This is a genomic window from Streptomyces sp. NPDC029169 (genome assembly GCF_055563935.1).
In genome coordinates this window covers 38,075-63,250 of the sequence record NZ_JBVHXA010000021.1, presented here as the reverse complement: position 1 = coordinate 63,250, position 25,176 = coordinate 38,075, and the positions used below count along the sequence as shown (strand labels likewise).

Sequence of the window (25,176 nt, the reverse complement as noted above, 5' to 3'; positions counted from 1 at the left end):
TGGTGCCGGTGGGGTCGGGTCGGGCCCGCCCGGCGAGGGGACCGGTCCTGGCACCGGCCCCGGCTGCGGACCAGGGCCTGGTCCTGGTGCCGGCGTGGGACTCGGGGGTACGGGATCGTTTGGAGGAGTACCCATGACCGTCTCCGTCCCGCTCCGGCCCGTGGCCCGTAGTGAGGCACGGGCTCTCGGCAGGCGGCTACCCGGGCGCCGCCTGCTGACACGGACGTACGGGAACGGCTTGGGTCATCCTGTCCGTATACGGGGCGCGCATGTACGGGGCAGGCATGGGTCCCTGTCGGTCGGAGGTGTCGCACGTGGCGTGGCGTCTGCGGATGACCCTGCTGGGAGTGGGCGCGATGAACTCGCCGCGCTTCGCACCGGCGGGGCTCCTGGTCCGCTACCGACGCCGCTCCGTCGCCCTCGACGGGGGACCCGGGGCGGATCCGCCGCAGCACGTGGACGGCTGGCTGGTCACCGACGAACACGCCGAGCTCCGCTCGGTCATGCGCCGCATGGCGGCGGAACGTGGTGTGCCGCTCCGCATGGGCGACCTGGACCTGGGCGAGCTGCGGATCCGGGCGTGTCCGGTGGTCCACACCTCGCACCCCACCTGCGGCTACCGGATCGAGGCCGGCGGGGTGGTGGCCGTGTGGGCGCCGGAGTTCTGGGAGTTCCCGGACTGGGCGGCGGGCGCCGACCTCATGTTCGCGGAGGCGGCCGGCTGGGACCGGCGGATCCGCTTCCGCGGCGGGGTCGGCGGCCACGCCCACGTACAGGAGATCGGCTCCGAGGCCGCGCGGCACCAGGTACGGCGCCTGGTGTACGCGCACATCGGCCGCCCTTGCCTGCGGGCGATGGACGCCGGACAGCCGCCCGGCTGGGGCGAGTGGGGTCGCGAGGGACGGACGTACACGCTGTCATCGGGGTGAGCGGCCCGCCGGCGATCACATGCCGTGCGCGGGCCCGCTCGGTTCCGTACGCCTCGACGGAGGCCATCCCCCGTGCCTCTGGCGCCACACCACGAGCAGCGCCACGAGAAAGGAGACGACCTCGGACGGCTTGATCACGCTGCCTCCCGCCCTGTCTGTGGTTCCTGCCCCCCTGCCTGTGGTTCCTGCCGCGCGGCTACCCGGCCGGCCCTCGGCCACGCACCGCTCGCGACCGTTTGTGCCCGGGGCCGACGGGCACCCGCCGATCAGGGGTTCACGTCCAGATCCGGCCAGATCCGGAACAGGGGGACATGATGAGTGCGGCACACAAGGTCCGGGCCGGCAGGCGCACCGTCGAGGTCAGCAGGCCGGAGAAGGTGCTCTTCCCCGAGCAGGGAATCACCAAGGCCGACCTCGCCACCTACTACCGCACCGTCGCCCGGCGGATGCTGCCGCACCTGCGTGGCCACCCGCTGATGCTGGAGCGCCATCCGGACGGCATCGACGATTCGGGGTTCATGCAGAAGGACATCCCCGAGCACTTCCCGGACTGGGTCCACCGCGCCGAACTGCCCAAGGAGGGCGGCACCGTCACGTACGTGGTGTGCGAGGACACCGCGACTCTGGTCCTCCTCGCCGACCAGGGCTGCATCACCTTGCACCGTTTTCTCTCCAGGACGGACCGGCCCGATCATCCGGACCGGCTGGTCTTCGATCTCGACCCGCCCGACGACGGCCGCGACGACGGCTTCGCCCGGGTCCGCGAGGCCGCGCGGTGGCTCCACGAACTCCTCGACGAGATAGAACTCCCGGCCCTGCTGATGACCACCGGCTCACGCGGACTGCACGTGCTCGTGCCTCTGGACCGGCACATGGCCTTCGACGACGTACGCGCCGTCGCGGGCGACATCGCCGGTGCCCTCGCCGACCGTCACCCGGACCGGCTCACGACCGCGGTGCGCAAGAAGGAGCGCAAAGGGCGCATCTACCTCGACATCCAGCGCAACGCCTACGGCCAGACCGCCGTCGCGCCCTACTCGGTACGCGCCCGCCCCGGCGCTCCCGTCGCGGCCCCGCTCGCCTGGGGCGATCTCGACGACCCGGAACTCGACGCCCGCCGGTGGAAACTCGCCGACGCGGACCGGCTCCTCAAGGAGAACCCCTGGAGCCCCGCGCCCCGGCCCCGCTCGCTCGGCGCGGCAGCGGACCGGCTCCGCACATGATCCGCCGTACTCCAGGAGGAGGCCATGACAGCGAGGCAGTCGCTGGCGGAGTACCGCCGTCGGCGTGACTTCTCCAAGACCGCCGAGCCGAAGGGCGGCACCGGCGGGAAGACGGACGACGAGCGGCCCTGCTTCGTCGTCCAGATCCATGACGCGAGCGCGCTGCACTTCGACTTCCGCCTCGAGGTGGACGGTGTGCTGAAGTCGTGGGCGATCCCGAAGGGGCCGTCCAGCGACCCGCACGACAAACGCCTTGCCATGCCGACCGAGGACCATCCGCTGGAGTACCGGGAGTTCGAGGGTGTCATCGAGGCGGGCGAGTACGGCGCGGGCACCGTGATCGTCTGGGACGAGGGCACCTACCGCAACCTCTCCACCGACCGCCACGACGAGGAGATCCCGTTCTCCGACGCCCTGGAGAAGGGCCACGCCTCGTTCTGGCTGGACGGCCGGAAGCTGCACGGAGGTTACTCGCTCACCCGCATCCGCACCGGCAGCGACGGAGAACGCGAGGCGTGGCTGCTGGTCAAGCACGACGACGAACGTGCCTCCGGCGACGGCACCCCCGACCCCTGGCGAGCCCGCTCGGCCCGCAGCGGGCACACGCTCAAGCAGGTCGCGAAGCAGGACGAGGCGTCCGGCGGTGACGCGTCATGAGCCGGCCGGGTGACGCGTCATGAGCCGGCTGCTCGAACGGCTGCCCAGCGAGCAGCAGGACCTGCTGCGCCGGGCGTCGGCGCCGGGCACCCCCATGCTGGCCACGCTGAGCTCCCGCCGCTCGTTCGACGACAAGTGGATCTTCGAGCGGAAACTGGACGGCGTACGCGTCCTGGCGGCCCGTCAGCAGGGCGACGTCCGGCTGCTCTCCCGTACCGGCAGGTCGCTGAACGCCACGTACCCGGAGGTCGTGGACGCGCTCGCTGCCCAGACGTGCCGGGACTTCACGGTGGACGGCGAGATGGTCGCGCTGCGGCGCGGCCGCACCGACTTCGCCCTGCTCCAGCAGCGCATGCAGCTCACCGACGCGCGCGCCGCCCGGGCCAGCGGCGTCACCGTCACCTACTACGTCTTCGACCTGCTGCGCCTGGACGGACGGGACACCACCCGGCTGCCGCTCCGCACCCGCAAAGCCCTGCTCCGCGACGTGCTCACGTTCGGGGCCCCGCTGCGCTTCACCCCGCACCGCAACCAGGACGGCCACGACCTGCTGGACCAGGCGTGCGCCCGCGGCTGGGAGGGGCTGATCGCCAAGCGTGCGGACGGCGCCTACGTCCGCCGACGCTCCACCGACTGGCTCAAGCTCAAGTGCGCCGGCGGCCAGGAGCTGGTCGTCGGCGGCTTCACCGAGCCGGCCGGCAGCCGGATCGGCTTCGGCGCTCTGCTGCTCGGCTACTACGAGTCCGACGGGGGCAGCCGCCTGCGCTACGCCGGCAAGGTCGGCACCGGCTACGACGACGCGACCCTGCGCAATCTGCGTGACCGTCTCGACCGGCTCCGCCAGGACGGCTCACCCTTCGCGGACGAGGTCCGCGAGTCCCATGCGGTCTGGGTCCGCCCGCGGCTCGTCGCGCAGATCGGCTTCACCGAGTGGACGAAGGCCGGTCGGCTCCGCCACCCGCGCTTCCTCGGGCTGCGCGACGACAAGCGGCCGGAGGAGGTGGTCCGCGAACGCCCGGCGTGAGCCATCAACGACCGTGGGTTGTACACAGCCCGAGGAGTCGGAAGGAGTGTCCGATGGAAACCGCCCGGATGATCGATGAGCTGCTGCGTGAGCACGGACAGACCTATGCCGACGAAGCGGGCATCACCCTCACCGACAAGCCCGCCCCGCTGTACCAACTCCTCGTCCTCACGGTCCTGTGCTCGATCCGGATCAAGGCGGAGATCGCCGCCGCCGCGGCCCGGGAGCTGTTCACGGCAGGCATGCGGACGCCCCAGGCGATGGCGGACTCCACCTGGCAGGAGCGCGTGGACGCCCTCGGGCGGGCGCACTACGTCCGGTACGACGAGAGCACCGCGACCGCGCTCGGTAACGGCGCGGAACTGCTGCTCGACCGCTACGACGGCGATCTGCGCAAGCTCCGTGAAGAGGCCGCGGGCGACACGGAGAAGCTGCGGGAGCTGCTCCAGGAAGTGCCCAGGATCGGGCCGGTGGGCGCGGACATCTTCTGCCGGGAAGCCCAGGCGGTGTGGCCGGAGTTGCGCCCGTTCTTCGACGAACGCTCCCGCGAGACGGCCGCCGAACTCGGACTCCCGCACACTCCGGCCGGCCTCGCCCGGCATGTCCCCGAGAAGGATCTGGCCCGCCTGGCAGCCGCCCTCGTACGGGTCAGCCTGTCCAAGCACGCGGTGGAGGAGCTACGCGCCGCATGAGGCGGACCGCGTGAGACGGACCGCGTGAGGCCGGCCTCCGTGGGTGGGGTTCACCCGCGGAGGCCGGAGGTCTCCTCGCTAGGCCAGGTAGGTGGTGTAGAGCGGCCAGAACTGGGGTGTCGGGGGCGGCCCTTGGGCGCCGGCGGCCCGGAGGGCGGGGGCCAGACGCTCGGTGATGAAGCGCCTCGCCTCGTCCTCCGACTCCCAGATCTCGATGACACGCCAGCCGCCGTCCGGGCTCGGCCCGGCGGCGTGGAAGATGCCGCCGAAGGGCCTCTCGTGCATGCCCAGCCGCTCCCGGGCCTTGTCGTAGATCTCCAGTGAGCCGTGTGGATTGTCCACCAGCATGGCGATGGCCATCACTGCCTCCTCTCCGTCACGCGGGGTTGTCCGATCTCCGTCCGCAGCGCTTCCAGGAAGGCCGCGGGCTGCTCGAAGGCGGGGTCGTCGGCCGCGTCCTCGATCACGCGCAGCGGCCAGCCGTAACGAGCACTCGCCGCCTCGGCGACCTTCAGCCGCACCTGGAGGTCGTGCCTCCCGTTGATCAGGCTCGTGGGTACGGCGATCCGGGCCAGGTCGGCCTCCGGGACCGGGGTCATCGCGAACTCCGGCATGAGGCTGCGCAGAGCCGCCTTCTGGCCCGGTGACCGGGCGCGGTCGAGGGCATACGCCTCCAGCAACTCCATGCGATTGCCGAGCTGTTCGCGCAGCCGGCCGAGGTCGGTCATGCAGGCGTCCATGAGCTGGTCGGCTGCTCGTTCCGTGGGCCGCGCCATGAAGCGGGTCATCGCGAGGGCGAATTTGAGGGCGGGGCGGAAGCGGCCGAGCCCGTACGAGTCCACCAGGACCAGCCGGTCGAGCCGGTCTCCGTGGTCGCAGGCGAACCGGGCGGCGATGGCGCCGCCGAGCAGATGACCCGCCAGGACGGGCCGGGACGGGCAGGTCCGCTCGATCAGCTCGCCCAGCCAGGCGAAGACGCGATCGGCCTTCAGCGGGCCTTCGCCCACCTCCGAGGCGCCGTGGCCGGGCAGGTCGGGAGCGATCACCCGATGCGTCTGCATCAGCTCCGGCATCACGCGCATCCAGGTCGCGGCGAACTCCCCGGCGCCGTGCAGGAGTACGAGTGGGGGGCCGTCACCGCCTTCCAGTACGGCGGTCGGGATTCCGGCAAGGTCGATGCGTCGTTCCGTGGCGGGGAACCCGGCGAGGAGCCGTTCGCGGATGCCGCTGTCGGCAGGGGACTTGTTCATCGTCGCCACCTCCATCCGCTCTCAGCGTCCTCGCCGGGAGGGATGGCGGGCATCGCCCGGATTCACCAATTCGCCCCGGAAGGGGGGCGTGGTCCGTTCTCACCACGTCAGACGAGGTGGTGCTCGTACGCGAAGGCGCTCGCCGCGGTCCGCGACGACACGTCGAGCTTGGCGAAGATGTTCTGGATGTGTCGGGCGACGGTGTGCTCGCTGATGACCAGGGCGGACGCGATCTCCCGGTTGTGCTTCCCGGCGGCGACCAGGCGCAGGACCGCCTGCTCCCGCTGGGTCAGTCCGGCGATGCTCCCGGGCGCCTCCTCGGCTCCGGCGCCCCGGGTGATCGCGTCGACCCGGGCGACGTCCGGTACGGCTCCGAGACGCTCGAACTCGGCGCGGGCCGCCTCGAGTTCAAGCTCCGCCGTCTCGTCGTCGCCCAGCGCACGGCAGGCCCTGCCGATGACCATGCGCGTCCGTGCGGTCTCGTACGGGGCGTCGTGTTCCTGCCACCCTTGCTCCGCCTTACGGAGCGCGATCAGGGCGGACCGTGCGTCACCCGCCGCCAGCTCGACCGTGCCGCGGGCGGCCGTCGCGATCAGAGGCAGTACGCCGCCCCGGTACCTCTCGGCGATCGCCCCGAGCTCGTCGCAGGCGCTTCGCGCGGCCTGCGTGTCTCCCACGGCCAGCATGATCTCGACGCAGGCGGGCAGCAGCCTCGCCCGCGCCAAGGGCTCGGTGGTCTCCTCGCTCACCCGGCGGATCGCGGCGACCGCGGCGCCCTCGTTCCCCTGGGCCAGCCGCAGCAGGGCAAGACCCGGCTGCGGATCCCCTCCGCACCGGCTGGCTTCCCGGTACGCCTCCTCGGCCGCCGCGAACGCCCCTTGCAGGCGGTGGATCTCCGCCTGCCGGTAGGAGGACGGAGCGGTCCGCCCCTGGATCATCTCCTGCCGGAACCGCTCGCCCGCCCGTTCCGCCTCCGCCAGCGCGTCCCGCCACGCACCGTGCAGCTCCATGATCTCGGCGCGGCGGAGGTGGCACTCACCGCTGAAGGCCACCAGGTCGGGCTGCTGCCGGCACCACGACGTCAGCGCCTCGGTCCACTCCTGGGCGCGGCGGAGCTCGTACACCGCACGGCAGGCGTCGATCACGGCGCAGTAGATCACCCCGGTGACGATGGGCGAGAGATCCCCGGCGGTGACGGCCACCATGGCCTCGTCCAGGAGCCTGAGCCCCTCCTCGACCCGGCCCTCCCTCACCAGCGCGTGCCCCTGCTCGTGCAGGGCGAGGGCGAGCAGGTCCGCGTCCCCGAACCGTTCCGCGATCACGACCGCCCGGGCCGCCGTGTCGTAAGCGCCGGCGTAGTCACCGCCGGCCCGCTGCATCATGACGGCGGGCATGAGCAGATAGCCCTCCTCGGCGCAGGCGCCCTCTTCGGCCTCGACCAGCCGTTGCGCCCGCCCGAACCATCCGGTCGCGCGGCCCATTTCCCTTCTGAACGCCAGATCCATCCCCGCCCAGAAGGCGCAGCGCACCGCGTTCAGCGCCAGGCCGCTCTCCAGGTACGAGCCGTACGCCCGCTCCAGCGCGCTCACCATGTCCTCGTGGCGGCCGGTCATGTGGGCGGATGTGGCGAGGAGTTCGAGGTCCTCCGCGCCCAGCGGGGCCACGTGATCGGCGAGTTCCAGAGCCTTGTAGGCATCGGCCCACGCCCGTACGGCGCAGGCTGCCCGGCCACGTTCGAGATCGCCCGTCACGGCCATGACGGCCGCCTTCCCAGCGCTGATTCATGGCGTCCATGGCGTCCACAGCGTCCATGTGGCGCATCTCAATTTTATGGGCCGGCCCCGATGGGAGCCATTCCTCCGGTCAGGAATCGAGAAGCACCGGACGGGGGGCCCAACTAACGTGATGAGCATGGACCTCACCATTCACACCACCGTCCTCCCGCACGACGACCCCGACGCCTCCCTGGCCTTCTACCGGGACACCCTCGGCTTCGAGGTCCGCAGCGACGTCGGGCAGGGCAGGATGCGCTGGATCACGGTCGGGCCCGTCGGCCAGCCCGGCACCTCCATCCTCCTGGCGCCGCCCGCCGCCGACCCCGGGATCACCGAGGACGAGCGCCGCATCATCGCCGAGATGATGGCCAAGGGCACGTACGGCTGGATCCTGCTGGCCACCCGCGATCTCGACGACACCTTCGAGAAGGTGCAGGCCGCGGACGCCGAGGTCGTCCAGGAGCCGACCGAGCAGCCGTACGGCGTACGCGACTGTGCCTTCCGCGATCCCGCGGGCAACCTCATCCGCATCCAGGAGCTTCGCTGAGTCCGGGGGTCGGGAGCCCTGGACTCCGGGACTCCGGGACTCCGTGACCAAGGGGAAGGGAGCTCTCCCATGTGCCATCCTGCATGGATGAGCGCACTCACAGCCGCCCAGCGCCTCAGCGACCTCGCGCGGCTGCGCCGCGTCCGCGACCGGATCGACCGGGAGTACAGGCAGCCGCTGGATGTCGAGGCGCTCGCCCGCGGCGTGAACATGTCGGCGGGGCACCTCAGCCGCCAGTTCAAGCAGGCCTACGGAGAGTCGCCGTACTCGTATCTGATGACGCGGCGCATCGAGCGCGCGATGGCGCTCCTGCGCCGTGGCGACCTCAGCGTGACCGACGTCTGTTTCGAGGTCGGCTGCTCGTCGCTCGGCACGTTCAGCACCCGCTTCACCGAGCTCGTCGGCATGGCGCCCAGCGTCTACCGGCGCCGCGCGGCGGACGGTGCGCCCGAGCTGCCGTCGTGCGTGGCGAAACAGGTGACGCGACCGGTCAGGAATCGAGAAGCACGGCTGGCGACCCCGTAACCAGCGTGACGGTCATGACTTCCCTCGAGACCGTCACCTTGAAGGTGGCACCTGACACGCCCCGCGATCTCGTCCGTCTACGGGGCCAGGCGGACGAACGCCACCTCGAAGCGTTCCACCGCGACCACCCGCTGGCCCTCCCGCTGGGACGACTCGTCCCGGAGCCGGGCCGCCTGCTCCTCGCTCGCCACCATCGCGGCCTCGTCCTCCCACAGGGTCAGCGACCTCGCACTCCCCGTCGCCCGGTCCACGAGGTAGTACGCGCCCCGGAAGCCCGGGAGGTTCTCGACCTGCTTGACGATCGCCTCCGTTTTGGCGGCCAGGTCACCGCCCGGCGGAACCGGTGACCCCTGGTAGGTGCTCAGCCTCGCGAACATCGTCGGACGTCCCTTCCTCAGGCCTTCCTCGGCCTTCCCCGGGCCTCCCCGGCGGCACAGGCGGCTCAGGTCCAGCGTGCGACGGCACAGCACTCGCCGCATGCCGGGGCGTCCGCCCGGGACGACGACCGACCCGGGACGACAGGGCTCGACGCGGGACAATGGGGGTGAGGAGGCGGTGTTCCGTGGCGCCTTACATTGCCGTGACCGCCCTCAGCCACGCCGGGCTGATGCGCGACCACAACGAGGACAGCCTCGTCGTCGGGCCGTGGACGCTGTGCGGGACGGTGACCGAGAGCCCCCAGACGATGCTGTTCCCCCTCGACCGGCCGCTCCTCGTCGCCGTGGCCGACGGGCTCGGCGGGCAGCCGGGCGGTGAGGTGGCCAGTTCCCTGGTCGTCCGCCGGCTCGCCATGCTGGGACCCGTGCTCGACGGTACGGAGAAGGTCGGCGAGGCACTGGAGTCCTGCAACCGGGCCGTGTACGCCGCCGCCGACGGCCGCCCCGAGCTGACCACCATGGGGACCACGGTCGCGGGCACCCTCGTCCTGATGGGGTCGCTGCTGTCGTTCAACGTCGGCGACAGCAAGGTCTACAGCGCGTCCGGGGACGGCTTGCGCCAGGTCAGCGTGGACGACAGTCCGCCGCCCGCGCCCGGGCACCGAACCACGTCGGCCGTCACCCAGACCCTCGGCGGCAGCCACGCGTACGACGCCGTCACCCCGCACGTCGCCACGTTCCCGCTCTCCATCGGCGACCGCTACCTCGTGTGCAGCGACGGGCTGACCGACCCGGTGCCCGACGAGGAGATCGAGGGGCTGCTGAGGGTCCACGACGACGGCAAGGCGGCTTTCGAGCTGTGGAAGGCCGCCATCGAGGCCGGCGGGCCAGACAACATCACCCTCGCCCTCGTCCGGATCGGGGACTGAGACCCGGGGGCCTTACGTCGGCTCCCTCTCGGCCTCCCCTTCGGGCTCCGGCTCCCGCTCGGGCTCCTCCGCCAGGAACTCCGTCACCGCCAGCGCGAACAGCAGCGCCAGCGCCAGGCCCAGCACCACCCAGGCCGTCGGATAGCTCCAGAGGACGTACGTCACGACCGCCGCGGCCACCAGGATCCAGGTGATCCACGTCCGGTGGCGGGCGACGAACGGGCCGACCGGGCCCGTGCGCAGGCCCACATGGTCGGCCGTCGCGCGCGTGGCCCCGATGCCCGAGTGCCACAGCCGCCGGACCACCGTGGCGGACCGGCCGGGCCCGGAGAGCCAGGCCGCGAGGGCGAGGACCACACCGAGGACGATGACCATCCGGATCGTCAGCCGCAGGAGCCGGATCATGGCGTCGTAGACGGAGCCGGCGGCGGCCTGCGAGACCGTCTCCGGCAGGGCGTTGAGATAGACCGTACGGAACACGGTCAGGCCGATGCCGAGGATCAGGGCCGCGGCGGCGAAGCCGAGGGCCGCGGCGATCAGGGAGCGGCGCCGGTGGGCGGAGAGCAGGACCCCGGCGGCGGCGAGCAGGACGGCCAGGACCGGCAGCCAGAGGCCCATGAGCTGGAGCAGCCGGAAGCCGGTCTTCACCTTCCCGATGTCGTCGGATTTGAGGACCGTGAAGTCGGTGTGCACCTCGGGGATCTTCTGGGCGACCGTGAGGCCGGAGTCGACGAGGCGCTGTTTGACCCGCTCGATGACCGGCGCGAGGTCGAGCGTCACCGTGTCGTTCTTGATCTGTACCGCGCCTTCGCCGCTGCCGGTGAGGGCGCGGACGACGGAGGTGTGGATCGCGCGGTTGGCATCGGTCCAGACCGTCTCGAAGGCGTCGGAGGCGACGACCTCCTCCGCCTTGTCGTGGACGAAGCTCTGGACCGCGCTCTCCAGGGAGCTCCCGAGCCGGCCGAGGGCCTTCTCCAGGAGCGGGCGCTGCTCGGGGGCCACGCCCTCGAGGAGGTCCTTGAGGTCGATGTGCTCCATGACCGCGCCGGTGACCCGGTTGGCGACGGCGGCCTGGACGTCCGGGTCGGAGGCGAGCGGGGCGACCGTGGAGACGTAACGGTCGGTGTCGCCGACCTCGTCGGCCGTCCAGGCGGCGACGAGGCCCAGCGGGGCGAGGACGCAGCCGACGACGATCAGCAGCGCGGCGAAGAAGGACCGCACGCGGTGCCGGGGCGGCCGGGCCTTCGCCGCATCGGCCTCGGCCTCCAGCGCGGCGATGCGCGCCCGGAGCGCGTCCAGTTCGCCGTCGGCGCCCGGGGAGCCTGGGGAGCTCATCGGCGTACCGTCTCGTCGGTCATGAGGTCGGCGACGCTCTCATCGAAGTCGTCGACCTTGTCCGGGGCCACCTGTCGGGGTACCTCGGCGGGGACGTCCGTGGAACTCATGCGCCCTCCGGTCTCCTGAACGTTCCCCTGAAATGGGATGAATCAGGCCAATTCTCGAAGCGGCCGGTGGGTTTGTCGCCTCGAACGGGCCCCGTCACCCGGGTGCCGCGGCACCGGGACGCAGGGCCGGAACCTCTGTCGTAGGATCACGGGCCGCGCGATCATGGCCGCATGGTCCTGAAGCTTCGCTGCGCCGTACTCGACGACTACCAGGGCGTCGCCCTCGCCTCCGCCGACTGGGGTCCGCTCGCCGACCGTGTCGACGTCCGCGTCCTGCGCGAGCATCTGGCCGACCGGGACGCGCTCGTCGCGGCGGTCGAGGACTGCGAGATCCTCGTCGTCATGCGGGAGCGGACGCCGGTGGACGCGGAGTTGCTGAAGCGGCTGCCGAGACTGCGGCTCGTGGTGACGTCGGGGATGCGCAACGCCTCCATCGACCTCGCTGCCGCGGCCGGACTCGGGATCACGGTCTGCGGCACGGCCAGCAGCTCCGAGCCGCCCGCCGAGCTGACCTGGGCGCTGATCCTGGGCCTGGCACGACAGGTACACGCCGAGGCGCAGGCGCTGCGCGAGGGCGGGCCCTGGCAGACGACGGTCGGCACGGACCTGGCCGGGCGCACGCTCGGGCTCGTCGGCCTCGGCAAGATCGGCGGCCGGGTCGCCCGCGTGGGGCTCGCTTTCGGCATGGAGGTCCTCGCCTGGAGCCCGAACCTGACGGAGGAGCGGGCCGCGGAACACGGGGTCGCGTACGCGTCGAGCAGGCGGGAGCTGATGGAGCGCGCGGACTTCGTGTCGCTGCACATGGTGCTGTCAGAGCGGACCCGGGGGCTGATCGGGGAGCCCGAACTGCGGGCGATGCGCCCGTCCGCGTATCTCGTCAACACGTCACGGGCGGGCCTGGTCGACGGCGAGGCGCTGCTGCGGGCGCTGCGCGAGGGCTGGATCGCGGGGGCCGGCCTCGACGTCTTCGCCACCGAACCGCTCCCGGCCGGCGACCTGTTGCGCACCCTGCCGAACGTCCTGGCGCTGCCGCACCTTGGGTATGTGACGCGGGGTAACTACGGCCGCTACTTCGGCCAGGCGGTGGAGGACATCGAGGCGTTCCTGACGGGGACGCCGGTACGGGTGCTGGGCTGACGCCGTTACGGGACGCCACGGCGCCGTGGACGCGGCGGCGGTGCCGGCGGTGCAGGACACCAGCGGCTCGTGACGCGGGTCGGGCCCAGCGCTCGTGACGGCGGGGCGGGCCTTGTGGGACCGTGGACGTATGCCCGTACCCGTGATCCTCGACTGCGATCCCGGTCACGACGACGCGTTCAACATCCTGCTGGCCGCCGCCCATCCGGCCGTGGACCTCCTGGCCGTGACCACCGTGGCGGGCAATCAGACGGTGGACAAGACCACCCTGAACGCCCGCCGGGTGTGCGCGGTCGCCGGGATCCGCGGGGTGCCGATCGCGGCCGGCCGGGACCGCCCGCTGCACGGAACGCCGATCGTCGGCGAGAACATCCACGGCGGCTCGGGCCTCGACGGCCCCGGCTTCGGCGACGGCGAGCCGGACGTCCCGCAGGACCCGCGCGACGCCCGCACCCTGATCCGGGACACCCTGCTTGCCCATCCCGCGCCCGTGACGCTCGTCCCGACCGGGCCGCTGACGAACATCGCCACCTTCCTGCTCGCCCACCCCGAGCTGATCCCCCGGATCGAGCGGATCGTGCTGATGGGCGGCTCCACCGCGCGCGGGAACACGACCCCGGCCGCGGAGTTCAACATCCTCTGCGACCCGGAGGCGGCGGACATCGTCTTCTCCAGCGGGCTGCCGATCACGATGTTCGGCCTCAACGCCACCCATCAGGTCCAGGCGACGCCCGACGTCATCTCCCGGATCGCGGCCCTCGGCACCCCGCTCGCGAGGCTCTGCGTCCAGCTGCTGACCTACTTCGCCTCCACCTACCGTGAGGTGTACGGCTTGGAGGCGCCGCCGCTGCACGACCCGCTGACCGTGGCGCATCTGATCGACCCGTCGCTGGTCAGCCTCGTGCGGGCGGCGGTGTCGGTCGAGCTGACGGGCACGTACACGCGGGGCGCGACGGTGGTGGACCTGCACGGAGTGACGGGCCGCCCGGCCACCGTGGACGTAGGCATGGAGGTCGACGTCCCGGGCTTCTGGGAGCTGATCATCGAGGCGGTACGGGTCCTGGGCGAGCGCGGACGGCAGTAAGGCGCCTCAGCGCTGGAGGAGCCTCAGCGGCCGAGGAGCCTCAGCGGCCGAGTCGCCTCAACGGTCGAGGACTTCGCGCAGGGCCTTCGCGAACTCGGCCGGTGCACCCTGCTGGCCGTACTCGCCGCCCAGGAACCCGCCGTGGTGGCTGGGGAACACCGCCGGCTCCGTGCCGAGCCCCTTGGCGATCTCCACTCCGGCGCGGTGGGCGAACTCCCTCTCGGACTCCTCGCCGACGGCGACGACGATCCGGGTCGACGCGGCGCGCAGGGCGGCGAAGTCCGGGCGGTAGCCGGTGCAGCCGCGCATGTTCTGGCCGAGCAGCGGGTCGTCGCGCGTGCCGTCGTCCTCGGTCGGCAGCCCGAAGTCGGCGGGCGAGGGGGCGGGCTCGTCGGCCCAGTTCGCGGGGAAGGGGCCCTTTCGGCTGGTCACCGCGATGAACTTGGCCATCGCCGGTCCCATCCCCTCGCGCAGATACGTGGCGTGGACGTCCTCGCAGACCGCGAGCGCCGCCTCCCGGTCCGGCAGGACCTGCGCCGACGGCGGCTCGTGCGCGACGAGCGTCCCGACCAGGTCCCCGTGGTCCGCCACCAGGGCCAGCGCGTTGATGGCGCCGCCGCTGCTCGCGAACATGTCCACCGGGCCCAGGCCGAGCGCCTCGACGATCCGCCGCAGATCGTCGGCGTGCTCCTCGGGCCGCGTCTCCGCCGCCCCGTCGGTACGGACGCTGCGGCCGACAGCCCGTGGGTCGTAGGTCATGACGGTCCGGTCGGTGAAGTGCGACGCCAGGGTGGTGAACCCGGTGGCATCCATGGGCGAACCGATCAGGAAGAGAGGACGCTCGGCACCCGCGCCGCCGGGACGGATGTCGTACGTCACGGTGGCACCGGTCGTGTCGAGGGTGCGGGTGTCGGTCGCGGTCATGGCTCTCGGTCTCCTCGGTCGTCGCGCTGTTCATGAAGGAAGACCGTGGGCGTCCCCGGAACTCATCGCTTCACGACAAGGAAATCGCGAGGGGCTAGTCGGCGCCGCATTCGTGTTCGCCGGGATCGACGACCACCCGGTCCAGGAGGCCCCTGAGGACGGCCTGTTCGGCTGCGGTCAGGTTCGCGAACAGTTCGCGCTCCGCCTCGCTCACCGCCGCGTCCACCAGGTCGAGGGCCGCCGCGCCCGCTTCCGTGATCCGCACGATGTGCCGGCGCCGGTCGGCCGGGTCGCGTCGCCGCTCGGCGAGCCCCGCGTCCTCCAACTCGTTGAGGATGGCGACGAGTTGACTCGGGTCGACCTCCAGGGCGGCCGCCAGGTCGCGCTGGCTCATGGCGCCCGGGGCGAGCTGCATGAGGGTCATCGCGTTGCGCGGGTGCAGCCCGGCGACGCCGAGCGCGGCGCGGATGCGCGCGCTGGTGAGCTCCCCGCGCCAGGAGAGCAGGAAGCCGAGGCGGTCGGACGGAAGAGCTGCCATGACACACACCGTAACAGTGGCTCCATTGTGGAGACGGGTAAATCGTTGATACCCTTCAACGATTCTAGTCCCCATACTATTGGAGCACCGCCATGTTCATCGCTTACGCCGTCGTCGCCGCCCTCCTCGCCCTTGCCCTGTCCGGCTCCGCCTTCATGACGCTCACGCGGAATCCGCAGGTCACCGAGAACATGACCAAGGTCGGCGTCCCCGACTCCTGGCTTCCGTGGCTCGGCGCGGCCAAGATCGCGGGCGCGCTCGGACTCCTCGCCGGGCTCGCGGTGTCGGCGCTGGGCATCGCGGCGGCGATCGGCCTGGTGCTCTACTTCCTCGGCGCGGTGATCGCGCACATACGGGTGAAGGACTACGCGATGGCACCGGCGGTGGTGCTCACCCTGCTCTCCGGCGCCGCGCTGGTCCTGCGGATCGCTTCCGCGTGAACTGACGAGACGCTGCGTCTTGCGTAACGCCGGGCGAGGCTCTACGGTCGGGGACGCAGAACGAGACGTCTCGTCTCGCAGCCCATTGGGGGTCGCCCTTGTTCCGTGTCCAACTCACCGACGTCACCAAGCGCTACGACGACCGGCTCGTCCTCGACCGGGTCTCCCTCACCGTCCGGCCCGGCGAACGCGTCGGCGTCGTCGGCGACAACGGCTCCGGGAAGTCCACGTTCCTCCGGCTCCTCGCCGGACTGGAGCAGCCCGACAACGGCACGGTCGCCGTCGACGCCCCCGGCGGTCTCGGCCACCTCGCCCAGACCCTGGAGCTCCCGGGCACGGCGAGCGTCGGCGACGCGGTCGACCTTGCGCTCGCCGACGTACGGGAGCTGGAGCGGGCGATCCGGGCCGCGGAGGCGGAGCTCCATGAGACCGGGGACCTCGACGGGTACGCCGGACTCCTCGCCGCGTACGAGGCGCGCGGCGGGGCGGACGCCGACCGGCGGGTCGAGACGGCCCTTCGGCAGCTCGGCGAACGCGAACCGCTCGACCGCGCCCGCCCGCTCGGCACGCTCTCCGGAGGAGAGCGTTCCCGTCTCGCGCTCGCCGCGACCCTCGCCGCCGACCCCGAACTGCTGCTGCTCGACGAGCCGACCAACGACCTCGACGACGAGGCCGTCACCTGGCTGGAGGAGCGGCTGCGCGCCCACCGGGGGACGGTCGTCGCCGTCACCCACGACCGGACCTTCCTCGACCGGGTCACCACAGCCGTCCTGGAGATCGACCACGACCTGCGGACGGTACGCCGGTACGGCAACGGCTACGCGGGCTATCTGACCGGCCGGGCCGCCGAAAGGGCCCGGTGGGAGCGGGAGTACGAGGAGTGGCGGGCGGAGACGGCCCGGTACGCGGCCCTCGCCGACACGAACATCGACCGCTTCTCCGCGATCCCGCGCAAGGCCCCGGCGGCCTTCAGCGGGGCGGGCGCCTTCCGGGCCCGGTCACGGGCGCACGGTGCGATGAGCAGGATCCGGGCCGCCCGGGAGAAACTCCACCGGCTCACCGAGAACCCGGTCGCCGCGCCCCTGGAGCCGCTGCACTTCACGGCGCACATCGAGGGCCGAGCGGCGGGCGCGGTCGCCCTGACCGACGTACGGGTGGAGGGGCGGCTGCGCCTGGACGCCCTGCACCTGGCCGCCGGCGAACGCCTCCTGGTCACCGGTCCGAACGGCGCCGGGAAGACCACGCTACTCAAGGTCCTCGCGGGCGAACTGGCCCCGGACGGCGGGACGGTGACGACCCCGCCCCGGGTCGGGATGCTCCGCCAGGACACGGCCTCGGCGGACGACGACCGCACCGTGGCCGAGGCCTTCGGGGCGGACAGGGAGGACGAGCTGCTGCGGCTCGGGCTCTTCGCGGCGGCCGATCTGTCCGTACCCGTACGGGAGTTGTCCACGGGCCAGCGCCGGAAGCTGGAACTGGCCCGTCTGGTCACCCGCCCCGCGGACCTGCTCCTCCTCGACGAACCGACCAACCACCTGGCCCCCGGCCTCGTGGAGGAACTGGAGGCCGCCCTCGCCCACTACCCCGGCACCCTGATGATCGTCACCCACGACCGCCGCATCCGCACGGGCTTCCGGGGCCGGCGGCTCGACCTGACCCCGGCCCCTGTGATGACGCGCTAGTCGTCACCCTCCAGGTCGCCCTCGGTCTCCAGGAACACCTGGCGCAGCGCGGCGAGGGTCTCCGGGTCCGGCTTCTCCCACATGCCGCGCGACTCGGCCTCCAGGAGGCGCTCCGCGATGCCGTGCAGGGCCCAGGGGTTGGCCTCCTTCAGGAAGGCCTGGTTCTCCGGGTCCAGGACGTACGTCTCGGTGAGCTTGTCGTACATCCAGTCGGCGACCACCCCGGTCGTCGCGTCGTAGCCGAAGAGGTAGTCGACCGTCGCCGCGAGCTCGAACGCGCCCTTGTAGCCGTGGCGGCGCATCGCCTCGATCCACTTCGGGTTGACCACCCGGGCCCGGAAGACCCGCGAGGTCTCCTCGACCAGCGTCCGGGTGCGGACCGTCTCCGGGCGGGTGGAGTCGCCGATGTACGCCTCGGGGGCGGTGCCCGTGAGCGCGCGGACGGTCGCCACCATGCCGCCGTGGTACTGGAAGTAGTCGTCGGAGTCGGCGATGTCGTGCTCGCGCGTGTCCGTGTTCTTCGCGGCGACGGCGATCCGCTTGTACGCCGTCTCCATCTCCGTACGCGCCGGGCGGCCTTCGAGACCGCGGCCGTAGGCGTACCCGCCCCACACCGTGTACACCTCGGCGAGGTCCGCGTCCGTCCGCCAGTCGCGCGAGTCGATCAGCTGGAGGATGCCCGCGCCGTACGTCCCCGGCCGCGAGCCGAAGATACGGGTGGTGGCCCGCCGCTCGTCGCCGTGCTCGGCCAGGTCGGCCTGCGCGTGCGCCCGTACGTAGTTGTCCTCGGCCGGCTCGTCGAGCGCGGCGGCGAGCCGTACGGCGTCGTCGAGGAGCCCGATGACGTGCGGGAACGCGTCCCGGAAGAAGCCCGAGATGCGCAGCGTGACGTCGATGCGCGGACGGCCCAGCTCGGCCAGCGGGACCGCCTCCAGGCCGTTCACGCGGCGTGAGGCGTCGTCCCAGGTGGGGCGGATGCCGAGCAGCGCGAGGGCCTCGGCCACGTCGTCGCCGGCGGTGCGCATCGCGCTCGTACCCCAGAGGGAGAGACCGACGGAGGTCGGCCAGTCGCCGTTGTCGGAGCGGTAGCGCTCCAGGAGCGAGTCGGCGAGCGCCTGGCCGGTCTCCCACGCGAGGCGGGAGGGGACGGCCTTGGGGTCGACGGAGTAGAAGTTCCGGCCGGTCGGCAGCACGTTGACCAGGCCACGCAGCGGCGAGCCGGAGGGGCCCGCGGGCACGAAGCCGCCGTTCAACGCGTGGACGGCGTGGGTGAGTTCGTCGGTGGTGGCAGCCAGACGCGGGACGACCTGCTCGCAGGCGAACCGAAGGACGGCGACGACGTCGGGGCCGTACCCGTCGGCGACGGCCGGGATCGCGTCCACGGACCAGTCCGCCGCCTCCATCGCCTCGACCAGCTCGCGCGCCGTCGCCTCCGCCTCGTCGGCGGTGGTCCGGGTCGCGGCCGACTCGTCCAGGCCCAGGGCCTCGCGCAGACCCGGCAGCGCCTGCGTACCGCCCCAGATCTGCCGGGCGCGCAGGATCGACAGCACGAGGTTGACCCGCGCCTCGCCCACCGGCGCCCCGCCCAGCACATGCAGGCCGTCCCTGATCTGCGCGTCCTTGACCTCGCAGAGCCAGCCGTCGACGTGCAGCAGGAAGTCGTCGAAGCCGTCGTCCTCCGGCCGGTCCTCGAGCCCCAGGTCGTGGTCGAGCTTCGCCGCCTGGATCAGGGTCCAGATCTGCGCGCGGATCGCGGGCAGCTTGGAGGGGTCCATGGAGGAGATCTGCGCGTACTCGTCGAGCAGCTGCTCCAGGCGCGCGATGTCACCGTAGGAGTCGGCGCGCGCCATCGGCGGCACCAGGTGGTCGACCAGGGTCGCGTGCACGCGCCGCTTGGCCTGCGTGCCCTCGCCCGGGTCGTTGACGAGGAACGGGTAGACGAGCGGCAGATCGCCGAGCGCCGCGTCCGGGCCGCACGCGGCCGACAGGCCCGCGTTCTTGCCCGGCAGCCACTCCAGGTTGCCGTGCTTGCCGAGGTGGACCATCGCGTCCGCGCCGAAGCCGCCGTCCTCGGCGCGCGCCGCGATCCAGCGGTAGGCGGCCAGGTAGTGGTGGGAGGGCGGGAGATCGGGGTCGTGGTAGATCGCGATCGGGTTCTCGCCGAAGCCGCGCGGCGGCTGGATGAGGATCAGCAGGTTCCCGCGCCGCAGGGCGGCGAGGACGATGTCGCCCTCGGGGTTGCGGGAGCGGTCGAGGAACATCTCGCCGGGCGCCGGGCCCCAGTGCTCCTCGACGTGCGTACGCAGTTCCTCCGGCAGGGTCGCGTACCAGCGCTTGTAGTCGGCGGCCGGGATACGGACCGGGTTGCGGGCGAGCTGCTCCTCGGTGAGCCAGTCCTGGTCGTGGCCGCCGGCCTCGATCAGGGCGTAGATCAGCTCGTCGCCGTCACCGGAGACGAGACCGGGAATCTCCTCCACGGGCCCGAAGTCGTACCCCTCTGCCCGCAGTCGGCGCAGCAGCGCGACGGCGGAGGCGGGGGTATCGAGGCCGACCGCGTTGCCGATCCGGGAGTGCTTGGTCGGGTACGCGGAGAGGACCAGGGCGAGCTTCTTCTCGGCGTTCGGGATGTGCCGCAGACGGGCGTGGCGGACGGCGATCCCGGCGACCCGGGCCGCGCGCTCGGCGTCGGCGACATAGGCCGGGAGGCCGTCCTCGTCGATCTCCTTGAAGGAGAACGGGACGGTGATGAGCCGGCCGTCGAACTCGGGCACGGCGACCTGGCTGGCGGCGTCCAGCGGGGAGAGCCCCTCGTCGTTCTCCTCCCAGGCGGAGCGCGAGCCGGTGAGGCAGAGCGCCTGCAGGATCGGTACGTCGAGGGCGGCGAGCGCGCCCGCGTCCCAGGCGTCCTCGTCCCCGCCGGCCTGCGCCTCGGCGGGCTTGGTGCCGCCGGCGGCGAGGACGGTGGTGACGATGGAGTCCGCGCGGCGGAGGGTGTCGACCAGCTCGGGCTCGGGGGCGCGCAGGGAGGCGACGTAGAGCGGGAGGGCCTGCGCGCCGGCGTCCTCGATCGCCTCGCAGAGCGCGTCGACGAAGGCGGTGTTCCCGCTCATGTGGTGGGCGCGGTAGTAGAGCACGGCGACGGTCGGTCCGGTCTCCGTACGGGGAGTGCGCTCCAGGGGGCCCCAGGTGGGGGCGGGGGCCGGGGCCTCGAAGCCGTGACCGGTGAGCAGCACGGTGTCGGAGAGGAAGCGGGCGAGCTGCTCCAGGTTGGCGGGGCCGCCGTGCGCGAGGTAGGCGTGGGCCTCGGTGGCGACGCCGACGGGGACCGTGGAGGCCTCCATGAGCTGGGCGTCCGGGGCCTGTTCGCCGGAGAGCACGACCAGCGGCCGGCCGGCGGCACGCAGCGCGTCCAGGCCCTCCTCCCAGGCCCGCAGCCCGCCGAGGAGACGTACGAGAACGAGGTCGGCGCCGTCGAGGAGCCCCGGGAGGTCGTCCAGGGCGAGACGGGAGGGGTTGGCGAACCGGTACTCGACCGGGCCGCCGGCCGCGCGGGCGCTGAGCAGGTCGGTGTCGGAGTGCGACAGCAACAGAATTCGCATGCGTGCGCAGGCCTTCCTCGGGGTTGTCCGCGCCCCGGGTGGTCGTGTGGACGGCAGGAGTTCCTGACTCACCCGGCCCCTTCCGGGACCCGGCTCACAGTGGCGGGACCGCGCCGGATTCTCACCGGGCTTCCTCCCCGGGGTCCTGGGACCCCATGCCGATCTGCATAGTAGAGCGTGCCCTCGGCCAGGCGGGGGGTTGGCCGGATCACACTCGGTGGTCGCCCGGATCCACGTCGGTATGCTCGCCGCCATGCCGACCGACCCGCGCACCACGCCCAACCGGGGCGAACCCGTCATACGGGACCGCGGTGACGCCTGCCCCGGGGCGCTTCGGCTGCACGCCGCCGACGACGGGCGATTGGCCCGACTGCGCCTGCCTGCAGGTTTGTTGACGGCACGTCAGGCCGAGATCCTGGCCAGCGCGGCCGAGGACCTGGGCGACGGGCGCGTCAGCGTCACCTCCCGGGGGAACGTGGAGCTGCGCGGCCTCGCCGAGGGCTGCGGGGCGGAGCTGGCGGAGCTGCTCGCGGGGGCCGGTCTGCTGCCCTCCCCGACCCATGAGCGTGTCCGGAACATCGTCGCCTCCCCGGCGGCCGGACTGGACGGACTCGGCTGCGGTGACGTGCAGTTGTGGGCCCGCGAACTGGACGCGCTGCTGTGCGCGGAGCCCGCCGCGGCCGCCCTCTCGGGCCGCTTCCTCTTCGCCCTCGACGACGGCCGCGGGGACGTGGCGGGGCTCGGCGGAGATGTGACCTTGATCGCAGCGGCGTCCTGGGCGGACGGCGAGGGTACGGCCAGGGTCCGGGAGCCCGACGTGCCGCGTGGCGGGGGTGCGGCGACGCCGCCGGCCGGGCGGCCCGCGGCCGGAGTCCAGGACCCGGACGGGATCCAGGACCCGGACGGGATCCGGGACCCGGACGCGTCGCGGGCCGGCAGCGCGGCCACGTCGGCGGCCGGGCTGCCCGCGGCCCGGGTCCAGGACCCGGACGGGGTCCAGGACCCGGACGCGCCGCGGGTCGGCAGCGCGGCCACGTCGGCGGCCGGTCGGCCCGCGTGCGGCGCATCCGTCGCGCTGCTCCGCGTCGGCGCCCAGGTCTTTCGGGTCGCTCACGCCGACGCGCCCCGCGCCGCGCTCGCCGCCGCCTTGGCCTTTCTCGACGCCGCGCGGGACGCCGGGAACGGGGCCTGGCGGGTGCGGGAGCTGCCTGAGGGGTGCCGGCCTGACCTGGCCGGGGCCCTCGCCCGGGCCGGGGTCGTGGCGGAGCCCGTATCCACGACAGAGGTCCCCCGGGGCGCGCCGCCCGCGCCCGGGCTCCTCGGCGACACCGCCCTGCACGTCCTCGCGCCACTCGGCCGACTGACCGCCGCCCAGCTGCGGGCCCTCGCCGCCACGGCCGACGAGGTACGGCTGACCCCCTGGCGGGGCGTCGTCGTGACCGGCGTCGCGCCCGAGCGGCTCGACGCGCTCGCGGGCGCCGGGCTGATCACCCGCCCCGACGACCCCTGGAACGGCGTCGGCGCCTGCACCGGGCGCCCCGGCTGCTCCAAGTCCCTCGCCGACGTCCGGGCGGACGCCACCCCGGGCGACGGCGGCCTCCCCGTCCATTTCTCCGGGTGCGAGCGCCGCTGCGGCCATCCTCAAGCCCCTACGTGGGTCGATGTCGTCGCCACCGGCGAGGGCGCCTACCTCGTGGACGGGCGCCCCACCCCCCGTACCGAACTCCCCGACGCCGTCGCGACGGCCCGCGTCCCCCCAGCAACCACGAGATGAGCGAGAACGACACGATGTTCGACTACGAGAAGGACGGCGCGGAGATCTACCGCCAGTCCTTTGCCACGATCCGCGCCGAGGCGGATCTGGCGGGCCTGCCCGCCGACGTCAGCCAGGTCGCGGTGCGCATGATCCACGCCTGCGGCATGACCGACCTCGTACGCGATATCGCCTACTCCCCGCAGGTCGTCTCGCGCGCCCGCGCCGCCCTGCGCGCCGGTGCGCCCATCCTCTGCGACGCGCAGATGGTCGCGAGCGGCGTCACCCGCAGGCGGCTGCCCGCCGACAACGACGTGGTCTGCACGCTCTCCGACCCCTCCGTGCCCGCGCTCGCCGCCGAGCTCGGCACCACCCGCAGCGCCGCCGCCCTCGAACTCTGGCGCGACCGCCTCGAAGGCTCCGTCGTCGCCATCGGCAACGCGCCCACCGCCCTCTTCCACCTCCTGGAGATGATCGCGAAGGGCGCCCCCCGCCCCGCGGCCGTCCTCGGCATCCCGGTCGGCTTCATCGGCGCCGCCGAGTCCAAGGACGCCCTCGCCGCCCAGGAACTGGGCCTCGACTACCTCGTCGTACGGGGCCGGCGCGGCGGTAGCGCGATGACCGCCGCCGCGATCAACGCGATCGCTCACGAAGCGGAGATCCAGCAGTGACCGGAAAGCTGTACGGCGTGGGCCTCGGCCCCGGCGACCCGAACCTGATGACGGTGGCGGCCGTGAAGGCCATCGCCGCCGCCGACGTGATCGCGTACCACTCCGCCCGGCACGGCCGCTCCATCGCCCGGTCCATAGCCGCCGAGCACATCCGCGAGGACCACATCGAGGAGCGGCTGATGTACCCGCTCACGGTGGAGACCACGGACCACCCCGGCGGCTACCGGGGCGCGCTCGACGACTTCTACGAGGAGGCGGCGGCCCGCCTCGCCGCCCACCTGGACGCGGGCCGCACGGTCGCCGTGCTCGCCGAGGGCGACCCGCTCTTCTACGGCTCGTACCAGCACATGCACAAGCGGCTCGCGGACCGTTACGACACCACCGTCATCCCCGGTGTCACCTCGGTCAGCGCGGCCGCCGCACGGCTCGGGGAGCCGCTGTGCGAGGCGGAGGAGGTCCTGACGATCATCCCCGGCACGCTGCCGGAGGACGAGCTGACGGCCCGGCTCGCGGGCACGGACTCGGCGGTCGTGATGAAGCTGGGCCGGACGTTCCCGACCGTCCGGCGCGCGCTGGAGCGGGCGGGCCGGCTCGAGGACGCGCGGTATGTGGAGCGGGCGTTCATGGCGGGCGAGCGGACCTCCGAGCTCGCCGAGGTGGACCCGGAGACGGTCCCGTACTTCTCGGTGGCGGTCCTCCCCTCCCGTATCGACGCTGTGACCCCCGAGTCCCGCGAGCGGGGCGAGGTCGTCGTCGTCGGCACCGGCCCGGCAGGCGCACCCTGGCTGACCCCGGAGTCGCGCGGCGCGCTGGTCAACGCCGACGACCTCGTCGGCTACACCACCTACCTCGACCGGGTCCCGTCGCTCCGCCCCGGCCAGCGCCGGCACGGCTCGGACAACAAGGTCGAGTCCGAGCGCGCCGAGTTCGCGCTCGACCTGGCCCTGCGCGGCCGCCGGGTGGCGGTCGTCTCAGGCGGCGACCCGGGGGTCTTCGCCATGGCGACGGCGGTCCTGGAGGTGGCGTCGGAGGAGCGGTACGCGGACGTTCCGGTACGGGTCCTGCCGGGCGTGACGGCCGCGAACGCGGCGGCGGCCGCGGCGGGCGCGCCGCTGGGCCACGACTACGCGACCATCTCGCTCTCCGACCGCCTCAAGCCCTGGGACGTCATCGCCACCCGGCTGCGCGCGGCCGCGGAGGCGGACCTGGTCCTGGCGCTCTACAACCCGGGCTCGAAGTCCCGTACGCACCAGGTGGCGGCCGCCCGCGACCTGCTGCTCGAACTCCGCTCACCCGAGACCCCGGTGGTCGTGGCACGGGACGTCGGCGGGCCCGAGCAGTCGGTGCGGGTGGTGACCCTGAAGACCCTGGAGCCGAGCGAGGTCGACATGCGCACGCTGCTCCTGATCGGCTCGTCCCAGACCCGCGCGGTCGAGCGAGGCGACGGGCGCACGATCACCTGGACGCCGAGGCGTTACCCGGAGGCGTAGGTCACTCCCGGAGGCGTAGGTCGCTACCCGGAGGCGTAGGGCTCAGGTCACCGCTTCTGTTCCACCAGCTCCTTGAAGTGCTCCAGGTCGCTCCGTACGAGCCGCTCCATCGCCTGCACCTGGGCGAAGCCCTTCGGTCCGCCGAAGGCGTCCTTGACGGTGCCCGGGTCGTACTCGACCCGGGCCTGGACCCGGGTGTGCTCCTTGTCGATGGGCAGCAGCGAGAAGGATCCCGACATCTCGGGACCACTCGTGGTCTTCCACCGCATCGTGCGCTCCTCGTCACGGTCGGTGATCTCGGCCTCGATCTCCTGCGTCCGGCCGCCCATGTCCGTACTCAGGCGCGCCCGGGTCTCGCCCTCCGGGCGCGCCTCCCGGACTCCTTCGAGGAACTGCGGATACGCCTCCACGCGGTGAAGGCCGTCCCATGCCGCCTGGATCGGCGCGTCGACATCGATCTGCTCTTCGAGAGTGCTCATCGTGCA

General features: G+C 72.6%; 24 protein-coding genes and 1 riboswitch. Of the genes, 15 read left to right on the top strand and 9 right to left on the bottom strand.

All coding sequences use genetic code 11. The features are described 5' to 3' along the window. The first annotated feature begins 314 nt into the window (after positions 1 to 314). The 5 genes from ACZ4VI_RS30825 to ACZ4VI_RS30805 all read left to right on the top strand — a co-directional run bounded on the left by ACZ4VI_RS30825 (position 315) and on the right by ACZ4VI_RS30805 (position 4,525). On the top strand, positions 315 to 929 hold the full coding sequence (locus tag ACZ4VI_RS30825; RefSeq protein ID WP_468004548.1) for an MBL fold metallo-hydrolase: 615 nt from the start codon (positions 315 to 317) through the stop codon (positions 927 to 929). Positions 930 to 1,243: 314 nt separating this feature from the next. Further along, positions 1,244 to 2,152, top strand: a complete 909-nt coding sequence (ligD, locus tag ACZ4VI_RS30820) for a non-homologous end-joining DNA ligase (RefSeq protein WP_468004546.1) — start codon at positions 1,244 to 1,246, stop codon at positions 2,150 to 2,152. Between the two features lie 24 nt (positions 2,153 to 2,176). Next, positions 2,177 to 2,809: a DNA polymerase ligase N-terminal domain-containing protein gene (locus tag ACZ4VI_RS30815; RefSeq protein WP_468004544.1), complete on the top strand. Its 633-nt coding sequence runs from the start codon at positions 2,177 to 2,179 to the stop codon at positions 2,807 to 2,809. Between the two features lie 19 nt (positions 2,810 to 2,828). Next, on the top strand, positions 2,829 to 3,833 hold the full coding sequence (gene ligD / locus ACZ4VI_RS30810; RefSeq protein WP_468004542.1) for a non-homologous end-joining DNA ligase: 1,005 nt from the start codon (positions 2,829 to 2,831) through the stop codon (positions 3,831 to 3,833). A gap of 53 nt (positions 3,834 to 3,886) precedes the next feature. Continuing rightward, positions 3,887 to 4,525 carry an endonuclease gene (locus ACZ4VI_RS30805; protein WP_468004540.1) on the top strand — a complete coding sequence of 213 codons (639 nt, stop codon included), beginning with the start codon at positions 3,887 to 3,889 and terminating at the stop codon, positions 4,523 to 4,525. Between the two features lie 78 nt (positions 4,526 to 4,603). Here the strand turns inward: ACZ4VI_RS30805 and ACZ4VI_RS30800 are convergent, their stop codons facing one another. From ACZ4VI_RS30800 to ACZ4VI_RS30790, 3 genes are all read right to left on the bottom strand, one after another. Further along, positions 4,604 to 4,885, bottom strand: a complete 282-nt coding sequence (locus ACZ4VI_RS30800) for a hypothetical protein (RefSeq protein WP_468004538.1) — start codon at positions 4,883 to 4,885, stop codon at positions 4,604 to 4,606. After that, entirely contained in the window at positions 4,885 to 5,775 is an 891-nt protein-coding gene (locus ACZ4VI_RS30795) for an alpha/beta fold hydrolase (RefSeq protein WP_468004536.1), read from the bottom strand. Before ACZ4VI_RS30795 ends, ACZ4VI_RS30800 begins: the two co-directional genes overlap by 1 nt. 107 nt (positions 5,776 to 5,882) lie before the next feature. Beyond that, complete coding sequence (locus ACZ4VI_RS30790) at positions 5,883 to 7,532, bottom strand: LuxR C-terminal-related transcriptional regulator (RefSeq protein ID WP_468004534.1); 1,650 nt, start codon at positions 7,530 to 7,532, stop codon at positions 5,883 to 5,885. Positions 7,533 to 7,686: 154 nt separating this feature from the next. Here ACZ4VI_RS30790 and ACZ4VI_RS30785 point away from each other — a divergent pair, with 154 nt between their 5' ends. Beyond that, positions 7,687 to 8,097: a VOC family protein gene (locus ACZ4VI_RS30785; RefSeq protein WP_468004532.1), complete on the top strand. Its 411-nt coding sequence runs from the start codon at positions 7,687 to 7,689 to the stop codon at positions 8,095 to 8,097. An 87-nt stretch (positions 8,098 to 8,184) separates the two neighbouring features. Continuing rightward, on the top strand, positions 8,185 to 8,622 hold the full coding sequence (locus ACZ4VI_RS30780) for a helix-turn-helix transcriptional regulator (protein WP_468004530.1): 438 nt from the start codon (positions 8,185 to 8,187) through the stop codon (positions 8,620 to 8,622). Between the two features lie 77 nt (positions 8,623 to 8,699). Here ACZ4VI_RS30780 and ACZ4VI_RS30775 read toward each other — a convergent pair whose 3' ends face one another. Continuing rightward, complete coding sequence (locus ACZ4VI_RS30775) at positions 8,700 to 8,999, bottom strand: hypothetical protein (protein WP_468004528.1); 300 nt, start codon at positions 8,997 to 8,999, stop codon at positions 8,700 to 8,702. Between the two features lie 230 nt (positions 9,000 to 9,229). Here ACZ4VI_RS30775 and ACZ4VI_RS30770 point away from each other — a divergent pair, with 230 nt between their 5' ends. Next, positions 9,230 to 9,928, top strand: coding sequence for a PP2C family protein-serine/threonine phosphatase (locus ACZ4VI_RS30770; RefSeq protein ID WP_468004734.1), 699 nt, complete (start codon positions 9,230 to 9,232; stop codon positions 9,926 to 9,928). 12 nt (positions 9,929 to 9,940) lie between these two features. Here the strand turns inward: ACZ4VI_RS30770 and ACZ4VI_RS30765 are convergent, their stop codons facing one another. After that, positions 9,941 to 11,263, bottom strand: coding sequence for a hypothetical protein (locus ACZ4VI_RS30765; protein ID WP_468004526.1), 1,323 nt, complete (start codon positions 11,261 to 11,263; stop codon positions 9,941 to 9,943). A 287-nt stretch (positions 11,264 to 11,550) separates the two neighbouring features. On the opposite strand from ACZ4VI_RS30765, the gene ACZ4VI_RS30760 reads away from it, so the two are divergent. Next, a complete protein-coding gene (locus tag ACZ4VI_RS30760) occupies positions 11,551 to 12,510 on the top strand; it encodes a D-2-hydroxyacid dehydrogenase family protein (RefSeq protein WP_468004732.1) in 960 nt (319 codons plus the stop codon). Between the two features lie 130 nt (positions 12,511 to 12,640). Continuing rightward, positions 12,641 to 13,594: a nucleoside hydrolase gene (locus tag ACZ4VI_RS30755; RefSeq protein WP_468004524.1), complete on the top strand. Its 954-nt coding sequence runs from the start codon at positions 12,641 to 12,643 to the stop codon at positions 13,592 to 13,594. Positions 13,595 to 13,651: 57 nt separating this feature from the next. Here ACZ4VI_RS30755 and ACZ4VI_RS30750 read toward each other — a convergent pair whose 3' ends face one another. Both ACZ4VI_RS30750 and ACZ4VI_RS30745 read right to left on the bottom strand, forming a co-directional pair. Continuing rightward, complete coding sequence (locus ACZ4VI_RS30750; RefSeq protein ID WP_468004522.1) at positions 13,652 to 14,518, bottom strand: alpha/beta fold hydrolase; 867 nt, start codon at positions 14,516 to 14,518, stop codon at positions 13,652 to 13,654. Between the two features lie 94 nt (positions 14,519 to 14,612). After that, positions 14,613 to 15,056, bottom strand: coding sequence for a MarR family winged helix-turn-helix transcriptional regulator (locus ACZ4VI_RS30745; RefSeq protein ID WP_468004520.1), 444 nt, complete (start codon positions 15,054 to 15,056; stop codon positions 14,613 to 14,615). 92 nt (positions 15,057 to 15,148) lie between these two features. Here ACZ4VI_RS30745 and ACZ4VI_RS30740 point away from each other — a divergent pair, with 92 nt between their 5' ends. Together ACZ4VI_RS30740 and abc-f are read left to right on the top strand one after the other, a co-directional pair. After that, the gene (locus tag ACZ4VI_RS30740) at positions 15,149 to 15,496 is read left to right on the top strand and encodes a DoxX family protein (RefSeq protein WP_468004518.1); all 348 of its coding nucleotides are present in this window, start codon (positions 15,149 to 15,151) and stop codon (positions 15,494 to 15,496) included. Between the two features lie 98 nt (positions 15,497 to 15,594). Next, positions 15,595 to 17,178, top strand: coding sequence for a ribosomal protection-like ABC-F family protein (gene abc-f, locus ACZ4VI_RS30735; RefSeq protein WP_468004516.1), 1,584 nt, complete (start codon positions 15,595 to 15,597; stop codon positions 17,176 to 17,178). On the opposite strand, the gene cobN is transcribed toward abc-f, so the two are convergent. Next, complete coding sequence (gene cobN / locus ACZ4VI_RS30730) at positions 17,175 to 20,777, bottom strand: cobaltochelatase subunit CobN (RefSeq protein ID WP_468004514.1); 3,603 nt, start codon at positions 20,775 to 20,777, stop codon at positions 17,175 to 17,177. The two genes, abc-f and cobN, sit on opposite strands and share 4 nt — an antisense overlap. A 39-nt stretch (positions 20,778 to 20,816) precedes the next feature. Further along, positions 20,817 to 20,951, bottom strand: a riboswitch (cobalamin riboswitch). A 67-nt stretch (positions 20,952 to 21,018) separates the two neighbouring features. Between cobN and ACZ4VI_RS30725 the strand changes: the two genes are divergently transcribed. Genes ACZ4VI_RS30725 through ACZ4VI_RS30715 form a run of 3 tightly spaced genes read left to right on the top strand, consistent with a single transcriptional unit; the run spans position 21,019 to position 24,691 of the window. Then, a complete protein-coding gene (locus ACZ4VI_RS30725; RefSeq protein WP_468004730.1) occupies positions 21,019 to 22,551 on the top strand; it encodes a cobalamin biosynthesis protein CobG in 1,533 nt (510 codons plus the stop codon). Between the two features lie 14 nt (positions 22,552 to 22,565). Then, positions 22,566 to 23,201 (top strand): precorrin-8X methylmutase, encoded by a 636-nt coding sequence (locus tag ACZ4VI_RS30720; RefSeq protein WP_468004728.1) that lies wholly within the window; start codon positions 22,566 to 22,568, stop codon positions 23,199 to 23,201. Next, complete coding sequence (locus ACZ4VI_RS30715; RefSeq protein ID WP_468004512.1) at positions 23,198 to 24,691, top strand: precorrin-2 C(20)-methyltransferase; 1,494 nt, start codon at positions 23,198 to 23,200, stop codon at positions 24,689 to 24,691. The genes ACZ4VI_RS30720 and ACZ4VI_RS30715 overlap by 4 nt, the downstream gene beginning before the upstream one ends. A gap of 47 nt (positions 24,692 to 24,738) precedes the next feature. Here the strand turns inward: ACZ4VI_RS30715 and ACZ4VI_RS30710 are convergent, their stop codons facing one another. After that, entirely contained in the window at positions 24,739 to 25,170 is a 432-nt protein-coding gene (locus tag ACZ4VI_RS30710; RefSeq protein ID WP_468004511.1) for an SRPBCC family protein, read from the bottom strand. Positions 25,171 to 25,176: the final 6 nt, after the last annotated feature.

Coding starts and splice junctions, on each gene's coding strand:
- ACZ4VI_RS30800 (WP_468004538.1), bottom strand. CDS start 4,885: ATGGCCATCGCCATGCTGGTGGACAATCCACACGGCTCACTGGAGATC.
- ligD (WP_468004542.1), top strand. CDS start 2,829: ATGAGCCGGCTGCTCGAACGGCTGCCCAGCGAGCAGCAGGACCTGCTG.
- ACZ4VI_RS30755 (WP_468004524.1), top strand. CDS start 12,641: ATGCCCGTACCCGTGATCCTCGACTGCGATCCCGGTCACGACGACGCG.
- ACZ4VI_RS30805 (WP_468004540.1), top strand. CDS start 3,887: ATGGAAACCGCCCGGATGATCGATGAGCTGCTGCGTGAGCACGGACAG.
- ACZ4VI_RS30785 (WP_468004532.1), top strand. CDS start 7,687: ATGGACCTCACCATTCACACCACCGTCCTCCCGCACGACGACCCCGAC.
- ligD (WP_468004546.1), top strand. CDS start 1,244: ATGAGTGCGGCACACAAGGTCCGGGCCGGCAGGCGCACCGTCGAGGTC.
- ACZ4VI_RS30790 (WP_468004534.1), bottom strand. CDS start 7,532: ATGGCCGTGACGGGCGATCTCGAACGTGGCCGGGCAGCCTGCGCCGTA.
- ACZ4VI_RS30780 (WP_468004530.1), top strand. CDS start 8,185: ATGAGCGCACTCACAGCCGCCCAGCGCCTCAGCGACCTCGCGCGGCTG.
- ACZ4VI_RS30725 (WP_468004730.1), top strand. CDS start 21,019: ATGCTCGCCGCCATGCCGACCGACCCGCGCACCACGCCCAACCGGGGC.
- ACZ4VI_RS30770 (WP_468004734.1), top strand. CDS start 9,230: ATGCGCGACCACAACGAGGACAGCCTCGTCGTCGGGCCGTGGACGCTG.
- cobN (WP_468004514.1), bottom strand. CDS start 20,777: ATGCGAATTCTGTTGCTGTCGCACTCCGACACCGACCTGCTCAGCGCC.
- ACZ4VI_RS30740 (WP_468004518.1), top strand. CDS start 15,149: ATGTTCATCGCTTACGCCGTCGTCGCCGCCCTCCTCGCCCTTGCCCTG.
- ACZ4VI_RS30775 (WP_468004528.1), bottom strand. CDS start 8,999: ATGTTCGCGAGGCTGAGCACCTACCAGGGGTCACCGGTTCCGCCGGGC.
- ACZ4VI_RS30795 (WP_468004536.1), bottom strand. CDS start 5,775: ATGAACAAGTCCCCTGCCGACAGCGGCATCCGCGAACGGCTCCTCGCC.
- ACZ4VI_RS30710 (WP_468004511.1), bottom strand. CDS start 25,170: ATGAGCACTCTCGAAGAGCAGATCGATGTCGACGCGCCGATCCAGGCG.
- ACZ4VI_RS30720 (WP_468004728.1), top strand. CDS start 22,566: ATGTTCGACTACGAGAAGGACGGCGCGGAGATCTACCGCCAGTCCTTT.
- ACZ4VI_RS30745 (WP_468004520.1), bottom strand. CDS start 15,056: ATGGCAGCTCTTCCGTCCGACCGCCTCGGCTTCCTGCTCTCCTGGCGC.
- ACZ4VI_RS30765 (WP_468004526.1), bottom strand. CDS start 11,263: ATGAGCTCCCCAGGCTCCCCGGGCGCCGACGGCGAACTGGACGCGCTC.
- ACZ4VI_RS30815 (WP_468004544.1), top strand. CDS start 2,177: ATGACAGCGAGGCAGTCGCTGGCGGAGTACCGCCGTCGGCGTGACTTC.
- ACZ4VI_RS30750 (WP_468004522.1), bottom strand. CDS start 14,518: ATGACCGCGACCGACACCCGCACCCTCGACACGACCGGTGCCACCGTG.